The sequence below is a fragment of the Metasolibacillus meyeri genome, assembly GCF_003049505.1.
GTDB lineage: Bacteria > Bacillota > Bacilli > Bacillales_A > Planococcaceae > Metasolibacillus > Metasolibacillus meyeri.
In genome coordinates, this window is record NZ_PYWN01000001.1 from 35,741 (window position 1) to 58,181 (window position 22,441).

The following is a 22,441-nucleotide window of genomic DNA, read 5'->3' on the forward strand; positions in this document are numbered from 1 at the left end:
GAGCATGTGAGTAATTATACGATTATTCAAAATGGATTTGTCATTGATCCAGAGAAGAAGGGCATTGAACAAAGAGAGATAGGCATTATCGAAGGTAAATTAGCCGATAGTAAAGACGTGTTGGAGCAAGGTACAGCTATTAACTATATTGATGCAGAGGGAGCATACATTGCGCCAGGTTTTATTGATTTACATGTCCACGTTTTCAAGGGTGCAACAACATTAGGAATTGAAGCGGACCTTGTAGGCATCCAGCAAGGGGTGACGACAATCGTTGACGCAGGTAGTTCGGGTTGTGCGAACTATCAGCTATTAAAGGAAACAGTTATACAGCAAAGTGACACAGAGGTTTTAGCATTTTTGAATATTGCGAAGGATGGCTTAGGGGCTGGGCTGTCTGAATTGGCAGATCCGACAAATTTAATGAGCGTGGAGGAAGCAACGGAAATTTTTGTACGTGAGCCACAAATTGTTGGGCTGAAGGCAAGGATGAGTGGCTCAGTTGTGAAGGAGCAGGGCATTGCGCCATTGAAGCATGCGCGATTCGTTGCGGGTGCATTGCATAAACCGATTATGGTGCATATTGGGAATCCGCCCCCTTATTTAAATGAAGTGTTTCCGTTATTAGGAAAAGGTGATATTGTCACACATGCGTTTCACGGCAAAAAGCATGGCATTTTAAATGAACAAGGGTATTTGCTTGCTGAGGCGACCGAGGCGTTACAGCGCGGCGTATTATTTGATGTAGGGCATGGCACATCGAGCTTTAGCTATCAAACTTTGCAGAAATTTAAAGAAAACTATACAGAGCCATTTTCAATTAGTACGGATATTTATTTGAATAATTATGATCATCCAGTAGGAAGCTTAATGCTGACAATGTCCAAGCTTTTGGAGTTAGGTTTCACATTAGAAGAAGTAGTACGGGCTGTGACGATTCGAGCAGCAAAAGCAATCGGCTTAACGGAGCAAGGCACATTACAAAATGGTACGCGGGCCGATTTAACAATTTTTACATTGCAGGATGAACGAACAAATCTAGTAGATTCAGAGGGCGTAGTTTTAACTGCAAATCATGTATTACAGCCAAAAATAACCGTAAGAAATGGAAGAGTGGTGTTTCGTCAATGACAGCGTTAGATATGGAGAAAATTATTGAAAGAAGTGGCGATGCAAAAAAATGCCGTGAGTTACTAGCAGAGACAAAGGACATTATGGCAAAGTCAGCAATTGTTATGGATGAAACGCAGTGGCTGTCATTAGCATCTCATTTATCTGCGATGCTCTATCGTTCAATCCATCAAGAGCCTATTCAGCCGTTGGATAGTACGATGTTTAGCGAAGTATCACAGGGGTCAATCGAACTAGCAGTAGCTGTTTGTGGATTATTACCAAATTTACATGCGGATGAAAAATACTTATTATCTATTCATTTTGAAGCAGCAAAAATAAATAATTAGGAGGAATATAAAATGAGTCAAGTTGTTGTTGTAATTGGAGATCGCTTAGGGAAAGGGCAAAATGTAGCAAAGGGAGTTGAAGCTGCTGGTGGCAAGGCCATTGTTATTGCAGGAATGGGGGCAGATATGCGCTTAGGAGATGTGATGCAAGCCGAAAATGCAGATATCGGTATTTCCTTCTGCGGTAGCGGTGGAGCAGGCGCGATTACAGCGCAAACGAAGTATGGTTACCCATGTCATTATGGCATGCGTTCCATTGATGAAGGGGTCACGGCTTTACGTGACGGTAAGCGTGTATTAGGCTTTGGTTTTATGGACGTGGAGGAATTAGGTAAGCGAATTACCGAGGAATATATCAAAATCAAAGGGTGATGTGAGATGAAAAAAACGTTTCAAGCAAAAGTACAGGTCGAAGGAACTGGACAATCAAAGGAGTTAGCGATTAACAAAGCGTTAGGAAGTATCCAAAAGAAGATTATGTCGAGCTATAAAGGCTTAATTCTCAGAATTGAGCCAATTGATGTATCTGTTATTGAAGCAAAAGAGACAGCTTATACCGAGCGCTTCTTACTATTCTTTTTCCCAAGACAGCGCAGTAAATATCAGGTTGTGTTGGAGGTAGAAGTCAATGTTTTTCTGCTGGATGCGGAGGAAATCGCTTTTGATAAAACAGAAGTAGCGAATACTATGCGCAACATGTTGTTAGGTAATCAACTAAATAAATAAGGGGTGGTTGTATGGAGTTTGTTGAAATTGTGATCAAGTCCATTATTATCGGAGCACTCGTTGGCTTCGGTGTAGGGGCAGGGGCAGCAAGGATGTTTCATGCACCGAAAGTACAGGGGATGGGTGCTTTTCGGACATTAGGTGAGTTAAATGCTTGTGCAGGGGATGCAGCTTCACATTTTTCATTTGGTTTAGGCTTCTTCTTTAATGCTTGGGCATCTTCTGTAGCAGCAGGGGCATTTACACAGGATGTAGACCATCGGATTATTCCTAACTGGGCTGCAGCGATTTTAATGAGGAAGGGCAAGCGCCCCGAAGATACGTTGCATAATCCGAAGAAAATGGCGATTGCCGGTGCGGTTGTTGGAGTAGTAGTTGTGACATTTCTGAATTCTACAGCATCTACAATCCCAGAATCTTTACAGGCAATTGCGATTAAGGTACTTGTACCAGCAGCCAATTTATTAATTAATCCTGTGATGCCTGTTATTTTCTGGCTGGCAGCATTAGATGCAGGGAAACGCTCTGGTGTATGGGGGACAATTTTTGGTGGTGCAGCCCATTTAGTGATGGGCAATGCTGTGCCCGGTATTGTATTAGGGATTTTAATTGGTAAAGGTGTAGATGATAGCGGTTGGTCAAAGGTGACGAAAACGTTGCTAATATCGGTTATTTTATTATTCGTATTAAGTGCATTTTTCCGAGGCTTCGATATTCAAATGATTAGAAGCTTTAATTTGGAAGCACCGGGCTGGTTAATTGATTTACACAAACTAATTGGATTTGAGGTGAAGTAGCTTATGACAAATCAACAAGAAACAGCGACAGAGACTTTGTATAATAAAAACTTTTGGTATGCGGATTGGTCGTTTCCTATTTTTGTAGCACTTCTATCAGCAGGCATTTTTGCTGGAACACATATGTATTATGAATACCGTATCGGTGCATTTAATGATGTGGCGATTGTCGCGATGCTGGAGGCAGGGCTACAAGGAGCAGGCTACGGTGCTGCGGCTGCGTTTGGTGCAAGCTTTTTATTTGCTCGTATTTTAGAAGGTTCGTTAGTTGGTATTTTAGATATTGGTGGTTCTTTGCAAACGGGTATTGGAATTGGTGTGCCAGCGTTATTATTAGGTGCAGGTATTACAGCACCACTGGAATCCTTTACGCTATCATTAATAACTGGTGGTGCTTTAGGGATTGCAATTGGCTACATTATTATCGGTGTTCGGAAATTTACAGTAGGGCAATCAAATTCAACTTTTGGTGCAGATATTATGATGGGGGCAGGAAATACTTCTGGGCGTTTTTTGGGACCATTAATTGTTATTTCAGCAGCAAGCGCCTCAATTCCAATCGGTATTGGTTCAATTATTGGCGCAGCGCTTTTCTATGCATGGAAGAAGCCGGTAGCAGGTGGCGCGATTCTTGGTGCAATGCTGTTCGGTGCGTTCTTCCCAATTTCACTTAGTTGAGGTGTGTACTATGGGTATTTTTAAACAATTAGGCTTGCGTGAAATTATTAATGCAAGCGGTAAAATGACAGCACTTGGTGCATCAGCAGTGACAGATGAGATTGCACAAGCTTTAAAGGATGCTGCACAAGATTATGTCGATATTGATGAGTTAATGGAGTTTACAGGAAAGGTTATTGCTGAAAGCACAGGTGCTGAGGATGGTTGTCCAACATGCGGTGCAGCAGCAGGGATTGCTATTTCAACAGCGGCTGTCATTGCAGGTGAAAATTTATCGCTGATTGAGCGTATCCCAAATACAGCAGGGTTACGCAATGAAATTATTGTGCAAAAAGGGCAGCTTGTTCATTTTGGAGCAAGCATTGAGCAAATGATTCAAATTGGTGGAGGTCATGTTGTTGAAGTAGGGCAAGCGAATAAAGTGGAACAAGCGCATATGGAGCAAGCGATTACGGAGAACACAGCCGCATTATTATATGTTAAATCCCATCATGCTGTGCAAAAGGGAATGCAATCCATCGAAGTGATGATGGAAGTCGCACAGCGCAATGGGCTACCATTTATTATTGATGCGGCAGCAGAGGAGGATTTTCAAAAATATATCACGATGGGCGCAGATATCGTTATTTACAGCGGTGGTAAAGCATTAGAAGGACCAACATCAGGCTTGATTTGTGGCAAAAAAGAATGGATGGAAGCATGTCGGATGCAGTATAAAGGTGTTGGTCGTCCAATGAAGGTTGGCAAAGAAGCAATGGCAGGATTAATTACAGCATTGCGTCAATATCCACTGCGAACATCTAATGGGGAGCAACAAATCGCACGTATGACTCATTTATGTAACCGACTTGAAGCGATAGCAGGCCTTGCTTGTTCCATCAAGCAAGATGAAGCAGGAAGAGAGATTTATCGTGCACAAATTCAAGTTGATGAGCAGAGGGCGGGTATTTCAGCAGAAAAGCTGTTGCATTTATTAGAAGTAGGTAATCCAGCTATTTATTTACGTCATCATTACGTCAATGTCGGTATTTTATCTGTAGATCCCCGTCCGTTATTAGAGGGGCAGGAGGATATTATTGCTGACGAAATTATTCGAATTGTCAAAGGAGAGTGAGTAAATTGAATTTGCAGCATAAAGTGATTTTTAATGTACTCGCAAAGGATGCAGAAAATGCAAAGGAATTAACAGATGTAGCAGGACAGCGCGTGTTAGTCGGTGTAATGGTGAAGGATTTTCCGACAGAAGAAGCCGCAATTCAGCAAGTGCAATCCTTCCAAGAGAACGGGGTATTAGTTTCTGTAGGTTTAGGTGCGGCTGACCCAGCAATGTGGAAAAAGGTAGCCAATGTAAGTGCTGTGACAAAGCCTGATCACATCAATCAAATTTTCCCAGCAGCAGGCTATACGCTAGGGCGTATGGAGCAATTGGCAGAAAAGCCTGTTGTCAATGCCGTGATTGAACCAACAGGTACTGTAGGAAAAGTGTATATCTCCACAGGACCAATTAGCTCAGCTAACCGTGAAGCTGTTTCCTGTGAAATGGCGGCCAATATGCTAGCAGAAATTGGCGTACATTCCGTGAAGTTCTACCCGATTGAAGGTGAAAAAAGATTAGATGAAGTTGCTGCGATGGCACAGGCTGCTACAAAGGCAGGCTTGAAAATTTTCGAGCCAACAGGTGGTATTACGGTGGAAAACGTCCATTCGATTGTGAAAACTTGTTTAGATAATGGTGCTGAAACGGTCATTCCTCACCTTTATACATCTTTAATTGATAAGGAAACAGGTAAAACAGAAGTAAGCAAAATTCAGCAGTTACTTGTCATGCAGTGGGATTAATAAGAGCTGTCTAAAAAGTTATTTTGAGACTGCAAGGTTTATTACACCGAAAGTGAAGTAGCAAATAGCATATATTTTGATTAATATTTCATATGTCCAAGGCTGTCCGAAAAGATATAATCTTTTCAGACAGCCACTTTTGTTTTCAGTGAGGAAATTTATAGTTAAGCAGAAAAAATCAAAGGTTATGTATGGTGATAATCCATTAATCGGGACTATTAAATGGTAAAATAGTCCTTTGTTATATATATTTGTCTGAAAGAATTGAAAAATTCATAATATTTTTGTAGTTACCAATACTAAAGTAGTATACCAATTCGCTTATACTTGTTAAAATATAAAGAAATGAGTTAAATAATTTGAACGATTTTTTATTATACTATATGTAACAAAAGAAGGGGATGATGGATGTGGCATTTAACGCTTATTACTATGATAGTCATATAGATTGCAAGTTTTGTAAAAAGCATTTTACCACATATAAAGTGCGCCCTAACCGCTATAAAGTGATGGAAGAACATAGTGATTTTATGCCTGTTTACGAAGGGTTAAATCCAATGTTATATGAAGTAGCGGTTTGCCCTCACTGCGGATATGCTTATCATAAATCTATGACACGCACGTACGGACCTTTTATGCAATTAATCGAAGAGTTATATATTAAAGAGTTGCAGAAGCCAATGAATTACTGTGGTGAACGTACAATTGACGAGGCGATTATTAGTTTTAAATTAGCTTATCTCGTATGCCGAGCATCAATGGAAGAAGCATTAATTATGGCTAATTTTGCTTTAAAAATTGCATGGCTCTATCGACTGAAAAATGATGTGGAATCAGAGACACGTTATCTTTTAGCGGCAAGAGATTTTTTTAGTAAGTCATTTGCGGTCAATCAAGAAGCGAGTGAACGCATCCAATATTTATATGCAGAATTGAGTTTACGGCTAGGTGATATCCCAGAAGCGAAGAAAAGTTTTTCTCGTTTAATCACAGACCAACGTGTTTCAGCCAAATATCGTAAATTCTCCAAAAACCGTTGGGAAAACTATCGCTATGATGAACAGCCCCCCAGTATAGAAATGAATATTGAGGAATCGCCAAGGCTGTGAGAAAGCGTTTATTTGCTTTCTCACAGTTTTACAACCTAAATGGAGTGATTCAGTAGTTATGTATTAAGCATGAGTATAGGCTTTGTACAAAAGCGTAGATCTAATTAGGGAGTAATGCATTTACTCTTGTAATTTGCACATCTGCTTTAATTGCGCTAGATGTCGTGGAGTAATTGATTTTAAGCGAAAATAGCTGATAGGAAAAGTTTTGCTTTTCTTATCAGCTATTTGTATTTTAAATGCTAGTGAAGACCATTTAATTTAAACAAATCCACAAAATTTTGTGCAGTTTTAGATAAATAATGATTTTTCAGCCAAATAAGGCCGATGGATGAAGTGAGAGCACTACTGTCAATTTTATAGGCGTAGATGTTACTTAAATAATGCTGTCTTAATACAGTTTCAGGTACAATCGCTGTACCGAAATGTGCCTCAACTAGCTTGAGCAGTAGCGTAATATCAGAGCATTCGCTAATAATCGTCGGTTGAATTTGCTGGCGAGAGAAGGCCTCCCAAATTAAATAATGCAGGCCTAAGCCTTCTGTGCTCGGTAAAATAAGTGATTCATTGTTAATATCGCTTAAGGAAATTTCTTTAGTTTGGAAAACTCGCTTTTGTGCAGTAATAAAATAAAATGGCTCTGTATAAAGATGGACGACGGAAAAGTCCTCAAGCTCTAATGGAAGTCGAATAAAGGCCAGCTCAACATGGCGCTCTCGTACAAGCTGACATAAATGAGCAGATTCATTTTGTTGAATTTTGTATGTCACATTTGGATAGAGCTGTGTAAATTGCTGTAGTACATCACTAAGCTTTAAAACGGATAATGTATTTACGCCCACTTTCAAAGTACCACTACTACCATTTCCAATTTCCCGCACTTCTGACTGTGCTTCCTCCATTAGCTGATTCATTTGCAAAGCATATTTATATAATGTTTTTCCTGCTTCTGTTACTTCAAAAAAGCGCCCGTTGCGTTCAATTAATTTTGTATCAAGCTCCTGCTCCATCGCCTTTAAATGCTGGCTTAGTGGCGGCTGGGATATGTGAAGTCTTTCAGCAGCGGCTGAAATTTGTTGCTCCTCTACAATGGCAATAAAATAGCGTAATTGTCGAATATCCATCATACGTCTCCCCTCAGATATAGCTAAATCTTAAGTAAAATTAATTTTTTTAATATTTTTCATATAGTTCATTCCATGCTAGCATATTTGTTAAGAAAAATAAAAGGAGGTTATCGCAATCATTCGAACACAGGCGATTGTACTAGCATCATTTATTATGCTGACTGCATGTCAACAAAAAGAAGTAGTCACATACGAGCTTAAGGGACAAATTGAAGAAAAGCAGGTGGAGACGTTGGAGCAGCAAATGATTAAATATGCGGAGCAAGGGAATATCGAAGAGACGTTAGCTTTGATAGATGCAGGCGTCAATATTAATGCGATAGATACGAATGGAAGAACTGCTGTTATGGCAGCGACATATAACAACGAAGTAGAAATAGTAAAACGATTAATTGAGCGTGGTGCGGATATTAATATTCGTGATAAACAGCTAAATAATGTCCTATTGTATGCAGGGGCATCGGGCTATTTGTCCATTGTCAAGCTGGCGATTGAAGCAGGGGCAGATACAACGATTAAGAATCGCTTCGGTGGGATTGCTATTATTCCAGCAGCTGAGCGTGGACACGTAGAGGTTGTCAAGGAGTTACTTGAAAATAGTGATACGAATGTTAACCATATTAATAATTTGCATTGGACAGCGTTAATGGAAGCGGTCATTTTAGGAGATGGTGGTAAGCGTCATCAGCAAATCGTTCAATTGCTTATTGAGCATGGAGCAGATATTCATATTGCAGATGCGCAAGGTATCACACCGCTAGAGCATGCCCGTAAGCTAGGTTTTACAGAAATTGAGAAAATATTAACAGCAGCAGGAGAGTGACAAAATGAATTATTGGCTAACGAATGCCCGCTTAGAGCAAGGCTATTATTATGAAAATAATACAGTAGTGGCAACGAAAACAGGACTTTATCATTTGCGTATAGAGGATGGGAAAATACAGGAGATAATGGCAGCAAGTGAGCCTTTGGTAACGAATTTGCCGCAGCATGATGCTAAAAATTGTTTAATGCTTCCATCATTTCGGGATATGCATATTCATCTTGATAAAACTTATTATGGAGGCGCTTGGAAAGCACCTTCTATTCCTACAAAAGGGATTATCACACGTATCGAAGAAGAGCAGGAGCTATTACCACGCCTACTACCTGTGGCACAGCAACGAGCCGAAAAGTTGCTTGATTTACTATTAAGCGCAGGCACCACGCATATTCGTTCACATGTCAATATCGACCCTACGATTGGCTTAAAAAATTTAGAGGCAACATTGCGTGCCGTTGACAATTATAAAAATAAGACGTTTGTTGAAATTGTGGCATTTCCACAGCATGGCTTATTGCGTAGCGATTCCGTAGCTCTTGTAAGAGAAGCAATGAAAAATGGTGCTGCACTCGTTGGTGGTGTAGACCCTGCAACAATGGACGGTGATGTGGAACGTTCTTTGCAAACAGTGATGGATATTGCGGTAGAGGCAAATGCAGATATTGATTTACATATCCATGATGGGGGCCATTTAGGTATTTATACATTTAAACGCTTAGCAGCATTGACAGAAGAAGCGGGATGGCAAGGACGTGTAACGATTAGCCATGCGTTAGCCCTTGCGGATATTCCTTTAGCAGAGGCGAGTGAAGTAGCAGAAATATTAGCGCAACAGCGTATTTCAATCGCTTCATCGGTACCTTTAGGGCAGACGATTCCAATACCTATGTTAAAGGAAAAAGGGGTCGAGGTATTTCTTGGGGACGATAGTATTGTCGATCATTGGTCACCCTTTGGTAAAGGGGATAGCTTAGAAAAGGCAAGTACTTTAGCAGAGCGTTTCCGATTAAGTGATGAGCGTTCATTGGGACAAACTTTAGGTTATATCACAGGTGGTATTACACCATTAAATGCAGATGGACAGCGCATTTGGCCAAGTGTTGGGGACGTAGCAAATTTTGTCTTGGTAAAGGCGAGTTGTTCGGCAGAAGCGGTAGCTCGTAGAAGCAAGCGCGCGGCTGTTGTTTATCAAGGTGATTTTGTTGTTAGGGAGGAGTGGTAATATGTATTGGTTAACGAATGCACGATTAGAAACAGGCTATGAAATGGACGATGAAACGATCATTGGCACGAAAACGGCAAACTTTCATTTATTGATAAAGGATGAGGTTATTGCAAAAATTGTGCCTGCAACGGAACGTTTAACAGATAATTTACCACAAAAGGATGCCAAAAATTTATTAGTATTACCTTCCTTTGTAGAAAAGCACTGTCATTTAGATAAAACATTACTCGGTGATGATTGGCGTGCTATCACACCGGCGAAAGATATTTTCCAACGTTTTGAAGTGGAAAAAACAGCATTACCTACATTACGCACAACGACACAGGAGCGCGCAGAAACGTTGCTTACTCGCTATTCACAGTACGGTGTGACACATGTTCGTACACATGTTGATATTTACCCAGAAGTCGGCTTAAAAAATTTAGAGCAGGTACAAAAGGCGCTCCAAACATTTGACAAAAGGCTATCGAATGAAATTGTGGCATTTCCACAGCATGGTTTGCTGCGTACAGAGGCAAAACAGCTAGTGCGAGAAGCGCTGCGACAAGGTGCAGGATTAGTCGGCGGTGTAGATCCAGCAATGGTGGATGGTGATATTGAACGTTCATTGCAGCAGATGGTGGAGCTTGCGGTAGAAGGCAATGCAGGTATTGATTTACATTTACACGATGCAGACCAGCTAGGTATTTTTACGATAAAACGTTTGGCCGAATTAACGGTAGAGGCGGATTTACAAGGTAAAGTAGCAGTAAGCCATGCATTTGCGCTTGGTGATATATCTTCAGCTCAGGCTGAGGGAATGGCGGATATTTTAGCAAAGGCGGGTATGACAATTATTACAAGTGCTCCAATCGGACGCAATTTCCCACCTGTCGGCTTATTGCATAAAAAAGGTGTCAATGTTGCGGTAGGCTGTGATAATATTTTTGACTCATGGTCACCGTTTGGCAATGGCGATATTTTAGAGCGTGCAGGTCGTCTGGCACAGCTTTCAAGATGGTCGCATGAGCGTGCATTAGCAGAAACACTGCAATTTATTACAGGAGGCATCAAGCCACTTGATAATAAAGGACAACAAGCTTGGCCAAAAATAGGAGATTTAGCCAATATGGTACTTGTCGAAGCGTCATGCTCTGCGGAAGCAATTGCAAGAACATCGCAGCGAATGACAACAATATATAAAGGGAATATAGTGACAGATTGAAAAAAACGCTGTAAAAGCTGATATCAGGCTTTTACAGCGTTTTTTTGTTGTTGTGAAGATTTTTTTATGATTTCTTGGATTTTTTATTATTATTTAACCTAATTTTAACCTTTGCTTTATATAATCATTTGTGGATAAACATTTTTTGGGAAATAAAGAAAGGGGTGGTGATTATAAAGCAATTAAAATTAAAAACTATTTCACAAGAAGATATACCCTTTTTATTCACAATTTATGCTTCGACTAGAAAGCAAGAGGTGGATAAGTGGGGGTGGACAGAGGAGCAACAAAATACATTTTTAACAATGCAATGGCAGGCACAGCAAGCATCATACAGCCAACAATTCCCACAAGCTAGTCAGTGGCTCATTTTATTTGAAAATAATGCGGTAGGAAGATGCATAATTGAGGATTTACAACAATATTTACATCTTATCGACCTGTCAATACTGCCTAACTATCAAGGAAAGGGAATAGGCACGACAGTATTAAAGCGATTGCAGCAAATGGTGACACAAGATGAGAAGCCACTGTGTTTGAAGGTGCTGAGGACAAATCCCGCAAAGCAATTATATGAGCGATTGGGCTTTAAACAGATAGGTGTAGACGAATTATATGTGGAGATGCAATGGAATGAAAAAAGGGAGGAGAATAAATAATGGCAGAAGCGTATGTAGGAGAAATTCGAATGTTCAGTGGTCAGTATGCGCCAGTTGGATGGGAATTTTGTAATGGGCAGCTATTATCAATAACGGAGCATGAAGCTTTATACGTGCTGCTTGGCACGACCTATGGTGGAGATGGACAGACAAATTTTGCTTTACCTGATTTAAGAGGGCGATTACCACTTCATATAAGTAGCAATTATCCCCTTGGAAGTATGGGAGGAACTGAGTCTATTACATTAATACAAAATCAGTTACCAAGCCACACGCATAGCGTAATTGCAAATAATACACTAACAGCGGCAACAGAAAGCTCACCTGCAAATAATGTATGGGGAGTATCAAGTGTAACAAATTATCAAGCAAATGCTACAAGCAATCTGGTAGCAATGAATACGAGTGTAATAGCGCCAGTGGGTGGCAATCAAGCACATAATAATATAATGCCATCACTTGCTGTCAATTTTATTATTGCAAAATGGGGGATATTCCCTACAGAAAATTGAAAGGAGGATGAGTAAAATGGCAGAACCATTTTTAGGAGAAATACGTTTATTTGCTTTTAATCGAATACCAAAGGGGTGGTTGCCTTGTAACGGTCAACTATTACCGATAAATGTAAATCAAGCTCTTTATTCATTATTAGGTGCTACTTATGGAGGGGATGGACGAACAACTTTTGCACTTCCTAATTTGCAAGGGAGAGTACCTGTACATCAAGGGGCAGGCATTAACTATGGCACAGCAGGCGGTGAGGCGACACATACATTGACTGTAAATGAAATGCCTCAACATACACATACAGCCTATGCAGACACAGCAAATGCTACGCAAGCATCACCTCAAAATAATACATGGGGAACAGTGAGTGATGAAAGCATTTATGCACAGAGTGGCAACGTGACAATGAATGGGACGGCTTTATCAAGTGCTGGGCAGAGCGCTGCGCATAATAATATGCAACCATATTTAGCTCTGTCTTTCTGTATTGCAACAAGCGGAATTTATCCATCAAGAAACTAAGGAGGGAAAAATAAATGGCGGATGCATATATTGGAGAAATTCGTATTTTTGCAGGAAACTTTGCGCCAAGAGGATGGGCTTTATGTGATGGGACTTTACTTCCTATTTCACAAAATCCAGCATTGTACAGCATTCTTGGCATGATATATGGTGGAGATGGCCAAACAACCTTTCGGCTACCTGATTTAAGGGGACGCGCACCAATGCATTTTGGGCAAGGCTCAGGGTTAACGGAAAGAACTATAGGAGAGCAGGTTGGTGAAGGCGAAGTGACACTGGAAGTATATCAGATGCCTAATCATACGCATATTGCACAGGGTTCATCGACTTTTGCCGGAGGAATAGATAATCCAACAAACGCGATTTGGGGGAGTGAGCCAGCCAATACAGGAAGTAAACCCTATGTGAATTTCAGTAATCCAAGTGCGATGAACCCGTTAGCACTTCAACCACAAGGTAGTAACCAAGCGCATAATAATAGACAGCCATTTTTAGCAATGAATTTTATTATTTGTATAGATGATGGGGAATATCCTGCTCGACCATAAATACTAATATATCGAAGGAGGAAGAGAAATGGTGAATACCTCTTTAAGGAGAATATTCATTCATCGAGTATGGATGCTAGTGATAATTGCAACATTAATATTTGCTAATTTAGGTATTCAACCTGTTAAGGCTAACTCTCCAAGTACTTTAATACCGAATGAACAACTAGGTAAACGAAGTAGTGGGCTTCAATCTTCTCAAAATTCCATTATTATAAGAGAAAATGTACAAGGACAAGGTGCTCTGCAATTTGATGGTATCGATACAACAAAAACAATTCTTTCTGCTGAGCTTAAATTGTATATTTTAAGTTATAGTGGACTTCCAACCACTTTGACAGTAGGTATTGGTGAGAATAATTGGACATCTAGCACTTCTAATGTAAACGATTTTCCAGAAATTAAAAACGGCCTGTCTCAAGGCTATCCAATTGGAGCATCTACAAGTGGTGATTATCTTCCAGTGCCAATTGATGTGACAGCACTATTAAATAGCCCTACAGCACTTGAGGGGCAAAAGGTGACATTTATAATCTCTAGCAATGTAAATGATATTGAAATGCTGAGATATGGACACGATGGAAGTGTTGCGCTTGCTAGCATGTATCCTACCCTAGAAATCACCTATGCAGCAACTAATAGTGCGCCAACAGATATCACACTAGACAATAACATAATAGATGATAATCAACCAGCAGGTACGACCATCGGCACATTTAGTGCAATTGACCCTGATGCAGGGGATGTCTTGACATATAGTCTTGTATCTGGTGAGGGTGACACAGATAATCAGCACTTTGCAATTGTTAATGATGCTTTACAAACAACAAGTACGCTGATACATGGAACATATAGTATACGAATAAGAGCAACAGACAGTGGCGGACTAACGTTTGAAAAGTCATTTACCATCATAGTAACAAATACGAATCAAGCGCCAACAGATATCACATTAAGCAATGCTAATATTGCTGAAAATGAGCCTATAAATACAGTAATAGGAACATTGGCAGCGGTAGACCCTGATGCAGGAGATACGTTCACCTATGCACTTGTTTCTGGTGCAGGTTCTACAGATAATGGCAGATTCACAATTAGTGGCAATGAACTTCGAACGGTAAGTATGTTCGACTATGAAATGAAAAATAGCTACTCTATACGAATAAGAGTGACCGATAATAGAGGAGCAACTTTTGAAAAGGTATTTACAATTACGATAACAGATGTGAATGAAGCACCAACAGACATTACATTAACCCCTGCTATAATCGATGAAAATCAGCCTATTGGAACAACAGTAGGTACGCTGACAACGGTAGACCCTGATGCAGGAGATACATTCACCTATACACTTGTGGCTGGTGCAGGTTCTACAGATAATGGCAACTTCACAATTAGTGGCACTGCACTTCGAACGGCAAGTATGTTCGACTATGAAGCGAAAAATAGCTACAGTATACGAGTAAGAGTGTCAGATAGCGGTGAATTCATATTTGAAAAAATATTTACGATTACGGTAATAGATGTGAATGAAGCGCCAACAGACATTACACTAACTTCTACAGCAATTGATGAAAATCAGCCTATTGGAACAACAGTAGGTACGCTGACAACGATAGACCCTGATGCAGGAGATACATCCACCTATACACTTGTTTCTGGTACAGGTTCTACAGATAACGGAAGCTTTATGATTAACGGAAATGAACTGCGAACAGCTAACGAATTTGATTTTGAGACGAAAAGTAATTATAACATAAGGGTAAGAGCGACAGATAGCGGTGGTTTGTACTTTGAAAAAACATTTACAATTACTGTGAATGATGTTCCTGAAGACCCTGAACCAACAATTGTTTCAACAACTCCCGCAAATAATTCGACAAATGTTGCGGTTAATCCAACGCTTACATTAACATTTAGTGAAGATGTTAGCGCTGTTATAGGAAAGAATATCCGCATTTATAATCAAGCTAACCATGAAATTGAAGCAATAGAAGTAACCACGCAAAATATTACGATAAATGGTGCTGTTGTAAGTATCTCATTACCTACGCATTTATTAAAAGGAACGACTTACTACGTACTTGTAGATGATGGTGCATTTGTAGATTCAGCCAATCAACCAGCAGGTGGTATAACAAGTCCTACTGCATGGCGTTTTACAACAGTGCCTCCAAGTGCAAATGCACAATTAAGCAATATTGTATTGTCATCTGGTAGTTTAAGTCCTGGCTTTGACTCCGATACAATGAGCTATAATGTTCAAGTAGCGCATGATGTGTCTAGTATCGATATTACAGCTAGTTTAGCAGATAGTGCTAGTACAATGACGATAAATGGAAGTTTGCTAGCTAATGCGCAAGCTGTCAATGTGTCACTGCTAACAGGTACAAATATAATTGGTATTGTTGTAACGGCTGAGGACGGGACCACAACGAGAACATATAATTTGACGATTACAAAAGCAACACCACCACTTGAGCAAGTAGGAGATGTGAATTTCAGCTCGCTAGGTATTGCGACATGGGCAGATGTGGCAAATGAGGTTTCCTATGCTGTACAGCTTTATAAAGACAATATACCGGTGGGGAGTCGTGTGAGTGTAGGAGCGAATAATCTATCCTATGATTTCCTAGCAACGATGCGTACAGAAGAGGCAGGACATTATACTGTCACGGTTGTTGCAAAAGGAGATGGTATAGCTTATTTAGATGCGCCAGATTCAGAGCCTTCTAATACACAGACGATTATTAAATTAGCAACGCCTACAGGCAGTGTATGGGACGGCAAAGTAGCAAAATGGCAGGCTGTTCCACATGCAGTCAGCTATGATGTTCAATTATATAAAGAGACAGTAGCTCTAGGTGCAGCTGTCAATGTGGTGGCAAATGATGAGCAAATCGATTTGACAACAGCTATGCAATCTATCGGTGACTATACGTTTACAGTTCAGGCAAAGGGAGATGCTGCACTAGTTTTGGATGGAGAGGTAGGCAACTCATCATCCGTCTATAGTGTAACACCACCCACATATACAGTTGAGTACGATGGTAACGGACATACATCTGGCACAGTACCTATAGATAGTACAGCTTATTTGCAAAATGCTACGGTAATCATCGCAGATAATAGTGGAGATTTGAGAAAAGTAGGGCACACTTTCACAGGGTGGAATACAGCGGCAGATGGAACAGGTACAACGTATTTACCAAATGCAGATTTCATCATGGAGGAGGAAAATGTTACACTTTACGCAAATTGGGCAATTAATCACTACACGGTGACATTCGAAACAAATGGTGGCAATATAATTGCAGCTCAAAACATTGTGTACAATAAAGGGCTGATACCACCACAACCAATAAGACAAGGTTATACATTTGCTGGTTGGTATAAGGATGCAAATTTCGAGTATCCATGGAATAGTATGATAGATGTTGTGACACAAAATATAACGCTTTATGCAAAATGGCTTGTGAATGGCGCTGGAATAAGTCCGCTTATACCCGAGCCACCAAGTATTAATCCTGTACCACCTCCATCTACACAGATTGAACAAATTGTTATAGATATTAAATCGACTACTGAAGAAGTGGTGACGCAAATCATTGTTAAGCGTACGACAAATGCAGATGGCACAAGGGATGAAGTTATTTTAACAGAGGAAAGTATGTCTGAGACAGTAGCTAAATTAAGAGAAATGGGTGCAAATACGTTACGTCTTGCTATACCAGATGCTCAAAATCTAGTAACCCAAATTGATTTATCTATATTAGCCAATGCGCTAAAAATACTAAAGCAGGATGCCATTCATCTAGATATTTTGACGAATAATGTTGAAATTAACGTAGTATCAAACACGCTTGCTACTTTTGAGGGAGATCTATATTTCCGCCTAATACCAATAAAGACTACGATGGGGCAAGCAGAAATTGAGCAACGGTTAAAGCAGCAAGAGATGCTACGTCAATTACTTGGCAATCAGGATGTCAAACTATTAGGTCAGCCAATGAAAATGGAAACAAATATGCAAAACCGTCCTGTGACATTGACGTTACCTTTATTTGCAGGTTTGCCAAATGAACAGCTTGCACAGTTAGCTGTGTTTATCGAGCACAGTGATGGGACAAATGAAATTGTGCGTGGCCAAATTGTAGACTTCCAAAATGAGCGTTTAGGTTTCCAGTTTGAAGTAAATAAATTTTCGACTTTTTCACTTATTTCTTTACCAATAACAGATAAACCTGAAGTAGAAGAGATATACCTACCATATATTCAAGGCTATGTAGATGGAACATTCCGTTTAAATGCACCTGTTACGAGAGCGCAAATTGCAACGATGTTTGCGCGTCATTTAACAAACGATGAAATTCCGCAAGCAATAGCTACATTTACAGATACGGTAGGCCATGGGGCGAAAGACGCAATTGAATATGTACGAGAAAACGGGCTATTTGATGGGGCAACAGCAACGACCTTCCAGCCAAATCAATCCATTACTCGTGCTCAAATGGCAGCAGTAGCTGTACGTTGGATTGAGCGACAATGTGCATCAAACAGTGCCGCTTCCTTCTGTAAACAGCAAGGAGAAGCAATGGTCTTTAAAGATGTCCAATCAAATCATTGGGCAGCAGAAGCGATTGGCAAAATAAGTGCCTTGGGTATTATGACAGGTGTTAGCGACAAACAGTTTAATCCGCATAGCACATTAACACGAGCGCAAGCAGTGAAAGTATTAAATCGCTTATTTGAACGTTCGCTACCAATAGAGGTTGAAACACCACTCTTTACAGATGTACCAACAGAACATTGGGCATTTTTCGAAATTTATGGAGCGGCACTACCTCAAACAAAAAAATAAATAAATAAAACTAACAATCCTAAGTCAAGGACAAACTAAAAAAAGAGATTAAGCTACTAAGAGATGGTTTCTGTATTGCACAGGAGCCATCTTTTTTAGATGCCATTGATAGCGATAATTATTGGAATAGACCATGTAATGATTGATTTTCGCTTCCAGTTCATCGAGTGTTTTCGCAGAACTAAAGTCTACATCATCTTTAAAATGTCAAAAAAAAAAACGATTCCTGTGGCGCATTGTCCCAACAGTTTCCACGGCGTGACATTGATTGATCTAAGCCATGTTCCTTCGTCACCTTTGCCATTTGTTTATAAGGATTCGGCTTATGGTGAGGGCACTCAATCTCGTATTTTCTTAAAATACGCTGGATTTTCTTGCGACTCATCACACATTGGAAATCGTGTTCAAGCGTCATTTTAATAGAACGTGAGCCTCTCTTTATAACCACGGTGATTAAAGGCTTTTAAAATTAAATCCCGTGCTTCTAAATCCTTTTGCTCTCCCACTGCTCGCGCGTCACTTGCCTTTAAATAGCTGTAATAATCTGATTGAGAAACGTTTAAGCGTTTACAAAAATAAGTGACCATCCGTTCAAATGGAAACTCCGTGAGTGTATCTGAAATGAGTTGGTACACCTTACTTGTGCTGAGCTTTTGACTTTCGTTGAGCAGCTTCATGCTGCTCCAAGATAGAATCGCTTCTACAACATTAATAGTTTTTCTTCGCTCTAATACAATGTTTACTTGCATTTTTGTATTTTTAATGAAATAATGGTAATTCAAGTGAAAAATAAAATAGGAAAAGAGGTCTTGTATTGAAAAAAGTATTTTTTAAAGCATCTTTTTTACTCTGTTTCTCTCTAGCCTTATTTGTTTTTAATTCACACGCTTCTGCTAATGAATTGGATACAGATATTAACGCTGGACTATCAAATGGTGAAATAGTTGTTGATACATTTACGGAATTGATTCCTACTAATGAAGTAATAAGGGAAGAGATTTTCTTCGAAAATGATGATTTAATTTCTACACAAGAAAGACGTTTGAGATGGTTTGCGGTTTCTTCAACTTACCAAGGTCTTACATACGGCGCATGGCAACCTGCTGGGGCTTCTACGATAAGTGGAGGAAGATTAAGTGCTTCTCACACTTCAACTGTTTCTCATAGATATTCTGGTACACTTAAGGTTCCAATAAAAACATTAGACTCTGTAGTTGGCTTTGATGTTACTAAATCATGGTCGGAAACAGTATCTTATACATCTACAGAATACCCTACTAATGGAAGATATCGTTTAGAATATAGACATGTATACCAAAAATATCAAGTTAAACAAGAACAAAAATATGATAGTCGAGTAGAAAAAGTCTATGATACACAATATGTTTACCCAGAAAAATGGATAGAACGTCAGTACAGAGTCGTACAATTTTAAAAAGAAAAGAGCAACAGACTTATGAATAAAAGCATTTTTGGTTCCATTTTTTTATTAATATCAGCTTTGTTTTATTCGACCCGATATATTTGTGCTTCAATCGGTGCTTCAAACAATGGTGTTTGGTCAATAGAAGAATTCAATATTTTTCTTAAGAACGTTCCCACTAACCTATTAATACTTAGTATTATTTCTTTACTAATAGGGTTAATATTTATCTTATGGAGTGTCTTAGAAGTAAAGAAAAACTAAACAAAAACAATAAGAAGCCCCTCAAAACGAAGGGGCTTCTTATTGTTTCACTTCACTTCTTATAAAATTATCGTTTTTCACTGCGCCTTCCCTAGTAGCGAAAAGATGATTGTTCGATACGCTTGACCCCAATAACCTCTTCATCAAAGCCATATTCCTTAAAGATTTGTCTCGGTGTTTTCCCTGCGAAGTATTCATCAATGAATTGACTCTTAAATGCATCTGTATAGGTAATCGTACGTTCGCTAACCTGTTGTACATTTGGTTTTATTGAAGTTGTAGTACTTGTTTTGGTAAAAATAAAATTTTACTCAGAGTAGTCTCTAGTCCGTCCTTTACTCTTGAAAGTCTAGTATATAAAAAATACCTGCAGTTAGCATACTCTTTTTCAAGTGTCCTAACCACAGGTACCATATTAAACGCCAAATTTGGAATATTTGTTAGTCTTTTTTGCATAGTATATAATAGCGCTATTTTCCAATAATCGTATTATAAATTGGTACAAGCATATCGAATGTTTCTTCAGCAAACGCTAAAAATTCATCAGCGGACATGGCTGTTGCTTGCTCGACTGTTAAATGGCGACCTACTAAAAATTCGCCCTTTTTTACATCGCGTAAACGTGTTAGAAGTTTTTGTAGTTGCTCTTTCTCTAATGGTGTAACGTCTGGTGACATATGGTCGCCTGAAATAACGTAATCATCTGTTAGCTTGTCAAACTGTGTTATATTTGCGAGCAAACGCTCAGCCATTTCGGCTTTTTGTGGCGCCTCGTAAATAACAGCGACAACAATAAATAAATGTGTTCCCCATAGTCCAATTTGGAAATGGGGCAAGGCTTTATAGCCGCGTTTATATGGCGCAAAGGCAACCCAAGAATCCTTTGGTGGATTAATTGTACGACGTGCATGCTTTGCTACATGTGGAAAAAATTCATCACCTGTTGTCGTGCTAAAGTATGTGGCAAAGTGCTCGCCTAATAGATGGAATTTAGGTCGGATTATAGTTGTTAATGCCTGCATTCTTTCGTCTAAGCCATTGATTGAAAATACTTGAAAATCATCGTTTGTCCATTGTACGTTTTCCATTTTATTTGAACTCCTTTTAAAATTGAGGTTTATTTTATTTATTTTTTGGGAAAATAGTAATAACACTAAAAAATCAAACTTGGAGGAGCGTGACAAGTATGAAACAGATGGTTAAGATTATACGCAAGGTTGATGTTGAAAAGCAATATGAACGCATTTTGAGATTAGAGCTTGATTACGAGCTAGCTTCTCTATTTGAGGCGATGCAAGTAAAAAATGAAGCAGAGATGGAAAAATCAAAAAAACGACTAACAGAAATTCAAGAAGAACTAGAAAGTTTGTTTGCTTATGAATGAGGACAAATTAAAGCCGAATTAAAAAATCACTTGCTAAAGCATTAGATAGCAAGTGATTTTTGTTATACTTAATATTAGTGAAATGTTACAATGTAAAATATTTTTTATTTTCTAAATATACTAATTAATATAGGGGTGTACATAGTGATGGATTTACAACAATTAGATTTGTTTGCAAAAGATATAATTAGACAGGCTGGGCAGCGTATTCGCGATGCGTTTTCTTATGATTTACAAGTAGAAACAAAATCAGATGCCAACGATTTAGTGACGAATATCGATAGAGAGACCGAATTATTTTTCATTGAAAAAATTAAAGAATATGATAGCTCACATAAAATTTTAGGTGAAGAAGGAATGGGGGAAAAGGTTGAGTCATTGGACGGGGTCGTTTGGATTATTGACCCGATTGATGGCACGATGAACTTTGTTAAGCAACATCGTCATTTTATGATTACAATTGGTATATTTGTTGAAGGTGTTGGAAAGCTAGGATACATATACGATGTAATGCGTGAAGATTTATTTTGCGCGATGACGGGACACGGTGCTTGGTATAATGACACACCACTGCGCAAGCTGAAGCCTGTTAAATTAGAGGAGGCTGTTATCGGTATTAATGCGACATGGGTTACGCCAAATAAAAAGGTCAATCATGAGAAGTTAATAGAGCTTGTGCGAACGGTGCGTGGCACAAGGTCATATGGTGCGGCTGCAATGGAAATTGCCTTTGTTGTAAGCGGCAAGCTTGATGCCTATTTATCAATGCGTTTATCGCCATGGGATGTAGCAGGTGGCATTATTATTGCACAGGAAGTTGGAGCCCTAGCCAGCAATTTAAAGGGGCAACCATTTAATTTATTAATGCAAGATACATTTATGATTGCGAACCCATCTATTCATGGGCAAATTTTGGCGCAATATGTGGAATTGAAATAAGCTAGCAACGGCTGTTAGGAATGCAACGCAACATCTGCATTCCTAACAGCCGTATTTTATTCCGTATTAACAGGCTGTATGACCCCACATCAAAATAGTGAGTGGAAACGAAATCGTTAAGTGGGAGATCAATAGCCTGTAAAAACGCTTGTGTTCCTTTATTACCAATCAGTGGGGGATGAGGAAAACCCCTCACTGATTGAAGGTTCACTTTATAGCTAAAATCTCTACTGAAGTTAACGAAATAAATTTTACATAAGACTTCCAAAAAAATATTTTTTTAATATATTGATTATTTCTTGTTTTTGTTATATTCTGGATTGAAAAGAAGAAAGGAGGTTTATTT

The 22,441-nt window shown here is 39.3% G+C and carries 25 protein-coding genes; 20 read left to right on the top strand and 5 right to left on the bottom strand.

Annotated elements, in window-relative coordinates:
* Nucleotides 1-6: 6 nt before the first annotated feature.
* The 9 genes from C9J34_RS00180 to C9J34_RS00220 all read left to right on the top strand — a co-directional run bounded on the left by C9J34_RS00180 (nucleotide 7) and on the right by C9J34_RS00220 (nucleotide 6,609).
* Nucleotides 7-1,131 (top strand): amidohydrolase/deacetylase family metallohydrolase, encoded by a 1,125-nt coding sequence (locus tag C9J34_RS00180; RefSeq protein WP_193768832.1) that lies wholly within the window; start codon nucleotides 7-9, stop codon nucleotides 1,129-1,131.
* A complete protein-coding gene (locus C9J34_RS00185; RefSeq protein ID WP_107837829.1) occupies nucleotides 1,128-1,460 on the top strand; it encodes a hypothetical protein in 333 nt (110 codons plus the stop codon). Before C9J34_RS00180 ends, C9J34_RS00185 begins: the two co-directional genes overlap by 4 nt.
* Before the next feature lie 12 nt (nucleotides 1,461-1,472).
* The gene (locus C9J34_RS00190; protein WP_107837830.1) at nucleotides 1,473-1,832 is read left to right on the top strand and encodes a glycine-rich SFCGS family protein; all 360 of its coding nucleotides are present in this window, start codon (nucleotides 1,473-1,475) and stop codon (nucleotides 1,830-1,832) included.
* Between the two features lie 6 nt (nucleotides 1,833-1,838).
* The gene (locus C9J34_RS00195) at nucleotides 1,839-2,186 is read left to right on the top strand and encodes a DUF4312 family protein (protein ID WP_107837831.1); all 348 of its coding nucleotides are present in this window, start codon (nucleotides 1,839-1,841) and stop codon (nucleotides 2,184-2,186) included.
* 11 nt (nucleotides 2,187-2,197) lie between these two features.
* Nucleotides 2,198-2,983, top strand: coding sequence for a DUF4311 domain-containing protein (locus tag C9J34_RS00200; RefSeq protein WP_107837832.1), 786 nt, complete (start codon nucleotides 2,198-2,200; stop codon nucleotides 2,981-2,983).
* A 3-nt stretch (nucleotides 2,984-2,986) separates the two neighbouring features.
* A complete protein-coding gene (locus C9J34_RS00205; protein WP_107837833.1) occupies nucleotides 2,987-3,661 on the top strand; it encodes a DUF4310 family protein in 675 nt (224 codons plus the stop codon).
* Between the two features lie 10 nt (nucleotides 3,662-3,671).
* Nucleotides 3,672-4,775: a DgaE family pyridoxal phosphate-dependent ammonia lyase gene (locus tag C9J34_RS00210; protein WP_107837834.1), complete on the top strand. Its 1,104-nt coding sequence runs from the start codon at nucleotides 3,672-3,674 to the stop codon at nucleotides 4,773-4,775.
* Nucleotides 4,776-4,780: 5 nt separating this feature from the next.
* Nucleotides 4,781-5,500, top strand: a complete 720-nt coding sequence (locus C9J34_RS00215) for a KDGP aldolase (RefSeq protein WP_107837835.1) — start codon at nucleotides 4,781-4,783, stop codon at nucleotides 5,498-5,500.
* 410 nt (nucleotides 5,501-5,910) lie between these two features.
* Nucleotides 5,911-6,609: a DUF2225 domain-containing protein gene (locus tag C9J34_RS00220; protein WP_107837853.1), complete on the top strand. Its 699-nt coding sequence runs from the start codon at nucleotides 5,911-5,913 to the stop codon at nucleotides 6,607-6,609.
* Nucleotides 6,610-6,851: 242 nt separating this feature from the next.
* Here C9J34_RS00220 and C9J34_RS00225 read toward each other — a convergent pair whose 3' ends face one another.
* Nucleotides 6,852-7,733 (bottom strand): LysR family transcriptional regulator, encoded by an 882-nt coding sequence (locus tag C9J34_RS00225; RefSeq protein ID WP_107837836.1) that lies wholly within the window; start codon nucleotides 7,731-7,733, stop codon nucleotides 6,852-6,854.
* A 157-nt stretch (nucleotides 7,734-7,890) separates the two neighbouring features.
* Here C9J34_RS00225 and C9J34_RS00230 point away from each other — a divergent pair, with 157 nt between their 5' ends.
* From C9J34_RS00230 to C9J34_RS00265, 8 genes are all read left to right on the top strand, one after another.
* On the top strand, nucleotides 7,891-8,559 hold the full coding sequence (locus C9J34_RS00230) for an ankyrin repeat domain-containing protein (protein ID WP_193768833.1): 669 nt from the start codon (nucleotides 7,891-7,893) through the stop codon (nucleotides 8,557-8,559).
* A 4-nt stretch (nucleotides 8,560-8,563) separates the two neighbouring features.
* Nucleotides 8,564-9,781 carry an amidohydrolase family protein gene (locus C9J34_RS00235; protein ID WP_107837837.1) on the top strand — a complete coding sequence of 406 codons (1,218 nt, stop codon included), beginning with the start codon at nucleotides 8,564-8,566 and terminating at the stop codon, nucleotides 9,779-9,781.
* A gap of 1 nt (nucleotide 9,782) precedes the next feature.
* Nucleotides 9,783-10,988 carry an amidohydrolase gene (locus C9J34_RS00240; protein ID WP_107837838.1) on the top strand — a complete coding sequence of 402 codons (1,206 nt, stop codon included), beginning with the start codon at nucleotides 9,783-9,785 and terminating at the stop codon, nucleotides 10,986-10,988.
* A gap of 167 nt (nucleotides 10,989-11,155) precedes the next feature.
* Nucleotides 11,156-11,647, top strand: coding sequence for a GNAT family N-acetyltransferase (locus C9J34_RS00245; protein WP_193768834.1), 492 nt, complete (start codon nucleotides 11,156-11,158; stop codon nucleotides 11,645-11,647).
* Entirely contained in the window at nucleotides 11,647-12,159 is a 513-nt protein-coding gene (locus C9J34_RS00250) for a phage tail protein (protein WP_107837840.1), read from the top strand. Before C9J34_RS00245 ends, C9J34_RS00250 begins: the two co-directional genes overlap by 1 nt.
* Nucleotides 12,160-12,175: 16 nt before the next feature.
* Nucleotides 12,176-12,676 carry a phage tail protein gene (locus C9J34_RS00255; RefSeq protein ID WP_107837841.1) on the top strand — a complete coding sequence of 167 codons (501 nt, stop codon included), beginning with the start codon at nucleotides 12,176-12,178 and terminating at the stop codon, nucleotides 12,674-12,676.
* Between the two features lie 14 nt (nucleotides 12,677-12,690).
* The gene (locus tag C9J34_RS00260; RefSeq protein ID WP_107837842.1) at nucleotides 12,691-13,224 is read left to right on the top strand and encodes a phage tail protein; all 534 of its coding nucleotides are present in this window, start codon (nucleotides 12,691-12,693) and stop codon (nucleotides 13,222-13,224) included.
* Nucleotides 13,225-13,252: 28 nt separating this feature from the next.
* The gene (locus C9J34_RS00265; RefSeq protein ID WP_107837843.1) at nucleotides 13,253-18,085 is read left to right on the top strand and encodes a cadherin domain-containing protein; all 4,833 of its coding nucleotides are present in this window, start codon (nucleotides 13,253-13,255) and stop codon (nucleotides 18,083-18,085) included.
* 48 nt (nucleotides 18,086-18,133) lie between these two features.
* Here the strand turns inward: C9J34_RS00265 and C9J34_RS22780 are convergent, their stop codons facing one another.
* The gene (locus C9J34_RS22780; RefSeq protein WP_238600526.1) at nucleotides 18,134-18,220 is read right to left on the bottom strand and encodes an IS3 family transposase; all 87 of its coding nucleotides are present in this window, start codon (nucleotides 18,218-18,220) and stop codon (nucleotides 18,134-18,136) included.
* 281 nt (nucleotides 18,221-18,501) lie between these two features.
* Nucleotides 18,502-18,834: a hypothetical protein gene (locus C9J34_RS00280; protein WP_107837846.1), complete on the bottom strand. Its 333-nt coding sequence runs from the start codon at nucleotides 18,832-18,834 to the stop codon at nucleotides 18,502-18,504.
* A 65-nt stretch (nucleotides 18,835-18,899) separates the two neighbouring features.
* Between C9J34_RS00280 and C9J34_RS00285 the strand changes: the two genes are divergently transcribed.
* On the top strand, nucleotides 18,900-19,520 hold the full coding sequence (locus C9J34_RS00285; protein ID WP_107837847.1) for a hypothetical protein: 621 nt from the start codon (nucleotides 18,900-18,902) through the stop codon (nucleotides 19,518-19,520).
* A 343-nt stretch (nucleotides 19,521-19,863) separates the two neighbouring features.
* On the opposite strand, the gene C9J34_RS22785 is transcribed toward C9J34_RS00285, so the two are convergent.
* Both C9J34_RS22785 and C9J34_RS00290 read right to left on the bottom strand, forming a co-directional pair.
* The gene (locus tag C9J34_RS22785) at nucleotides 19,864-20,073 is read right to left on the bottom strand and encodes an HTH domain-containing protein (RefSeq protein WP_420799109.1); all 210 of its coding nucleotides are present in this window, start codon (nucleotides 20,071-20,073) and stop codon (nucleotides 19,864-19,866) included.
* Between the two features lie 169 nt (nucleotides 20,074-20,242).
* Nucleotides 20,243-20,860 (bottom strand): YktB family protein, encoded by a 618-nt coding sequence (locus C9J34_RS00290; RefSeq protein WP_107837848.1) that lies wholly within the window; start codon nucleotides 20,858-20,860, stop codon nucleotides 20,243-20,245.
* Between the two features lie 98 nt (nucleotides 20,861-20,958).
* On the opposite strand from C9J34_RS00290, the gene C9J34_RS00295 reads away from it, so the two are divergent.
* Both C9J34_RS00295 and C9J34_RS00300 read left to right on the top strand, forming a co-directional pair.
* Nucleotides 20,959-21,156, top strand: a complete 198-nt coding sequence (locus C9J34_RS00295) for a hypothetical protein (RefSeq protein ID WP_107837849.1) — start codon at nucleotides 20,959-20,961, stop codon at nucleotides 21,154-21,156.
* Nucleotides 21,157-21,303: 147 nt separating this feature from the next.
* Entirely contained in the window at nucleotides 21,304-22,095 is a 792-nt protein-coding gene (locus C9J34_RS00300) for an inositol monophosphatase family protein (protein ID WP_107837850.1), read from the top strand.
* The last annotated feature ends 346 nt before the right edge of the window (nucleotides 22,096-22,441 follow it).

Bases quoted from the DNA above. Each gene is read 5' to 3' on its own strand.
- C9J34_RS00185 (WP_107837829.1), top strand. From the start codon at position 1,128: ATGACAGCGTTAGATATGGAGAAAATTATTGAAAGAAGTGGCGATGCA.
- C9J34_RS00190 (WP_107837830.1), top strand. From the start codon at position 1,473: ATGAGTCAAGTTGTTGTTGTAATTGGAGATCGCTTAGGGAAAGGGCAA.
- C9J34_RS00195 (WP_107837831.1), top strand. From the start codon at position 1,839: ATGAAAAAAACGTTTCAAGCAAAAGTACAGGTCGAAGGAACTGGACAA.
- C9J34_RS00200 (WP_107837832.1), top strand. From the start codon at position 2,198: ATGGAGTTTGTTGAAATTGTGATCAAGTCCATTATTATCGGAGCACTC.
- C9J34_RS00205 (WP_107837833.1), top strand. From the start codon at position 2,987: ATGACAAATCAACAAGAAACAGCGACAGAGACTTTGTATAATAAAAAC.
- C9J34_RS00210 (WP_107837834.1), top strand. From the start codon at position 3,672: ATGGGTATTTTTAAACAATTAGGCTTGCGTGAAATTATTAATGCAAGC.
- C9J34_RS00225 (WP_107837836.1), bottom strand. From the start codon at position 7,733: ATGGATATTCGACAATTACGCTATTTTATTGCCATTGTAGAGGAGCAA.
- C9J34_RS00230 (WP_193768833.1), top strand. From the start codon at position 7,891: ATGCTGACTGCATGTCAACAAAAAGAAGTAGTCACATACGAGCTTAAG.
- C9J34_RS00235 (WP_107837837.1), top strand. From the start codon at position 8,564: ATGAATTATTGGCTAACGAATGCCCGCTTAGAGCAAGGCTATTATTAT.
- C9J34_RS00240 (WP_107837838.1), top strand. From the start codon at position 9,783: ATGTATTGGTTAACGAATGCACGATTAGAAACAGGCTATGAAATGGAC.
- C9J34_RS00250 (WP_107837840.1), top strand. From the start codon at position 11,647: ATGGCAGAAGCGTATGTAGGAGAAATTCGAATGTTCAGTGGTCAGTAT.
- C9J34_RS00255 (WP_107837841.1), top strand. From the start codon at position 12,176: ATGGCAGAACCATTTTTAGGAGAAATACGTTTATTTGCTTTTAATCGA.
- C9J34_RS00260 (WP_107837842.1), top strand. From the start codon at position 12,691: ATGGCGGATGCATATATTGGAGAAATTCGTATTTTTGCAGGAAACTTT.
- C9J34_RS00265 (WP_107837843.1), top strand. From the start codon at position 13,253: ATGGTGAATACCTCTTTAAGGAGAATATTCATTCATCGAGTATGGATG.
- C9J34_RS22780 (WP_238600526.1), bottom strand. From the start codon at position 18,220: ATGGTCTATTCCAATAATTATCGCTATCAATGGCATCTAAAAAAGATG.
- C9J34_RS00280 (WP_107837846.1), bottom strand. From the start codon at position 18,834: ATGCAAGTAAACATTGTATTAGAGCGAAGAAAAACTATTAATGTTGTA.
- C9J34_RS00290 (WP_107837848.1), bottom strand. From the start codon at position 20,860: ATGGAAAACGTACAATGGACAAACGATGATTTTCAAGTATTTTCAATC.
- C9J34_RS00295 (WP_107837849.1), top strand. From the start codon at position 20,959: ATGAAACAGATGGTTAAGATTATACGCAAGGTTGATGTTGAAAAGCAA.
- C9J34_RS00300 (WP_107837850.1), top strand. From the start codon at position 21,304: ATGGATTTACAACAATTAGATTTGTTTGCAAAAGATATAATTAGACAG.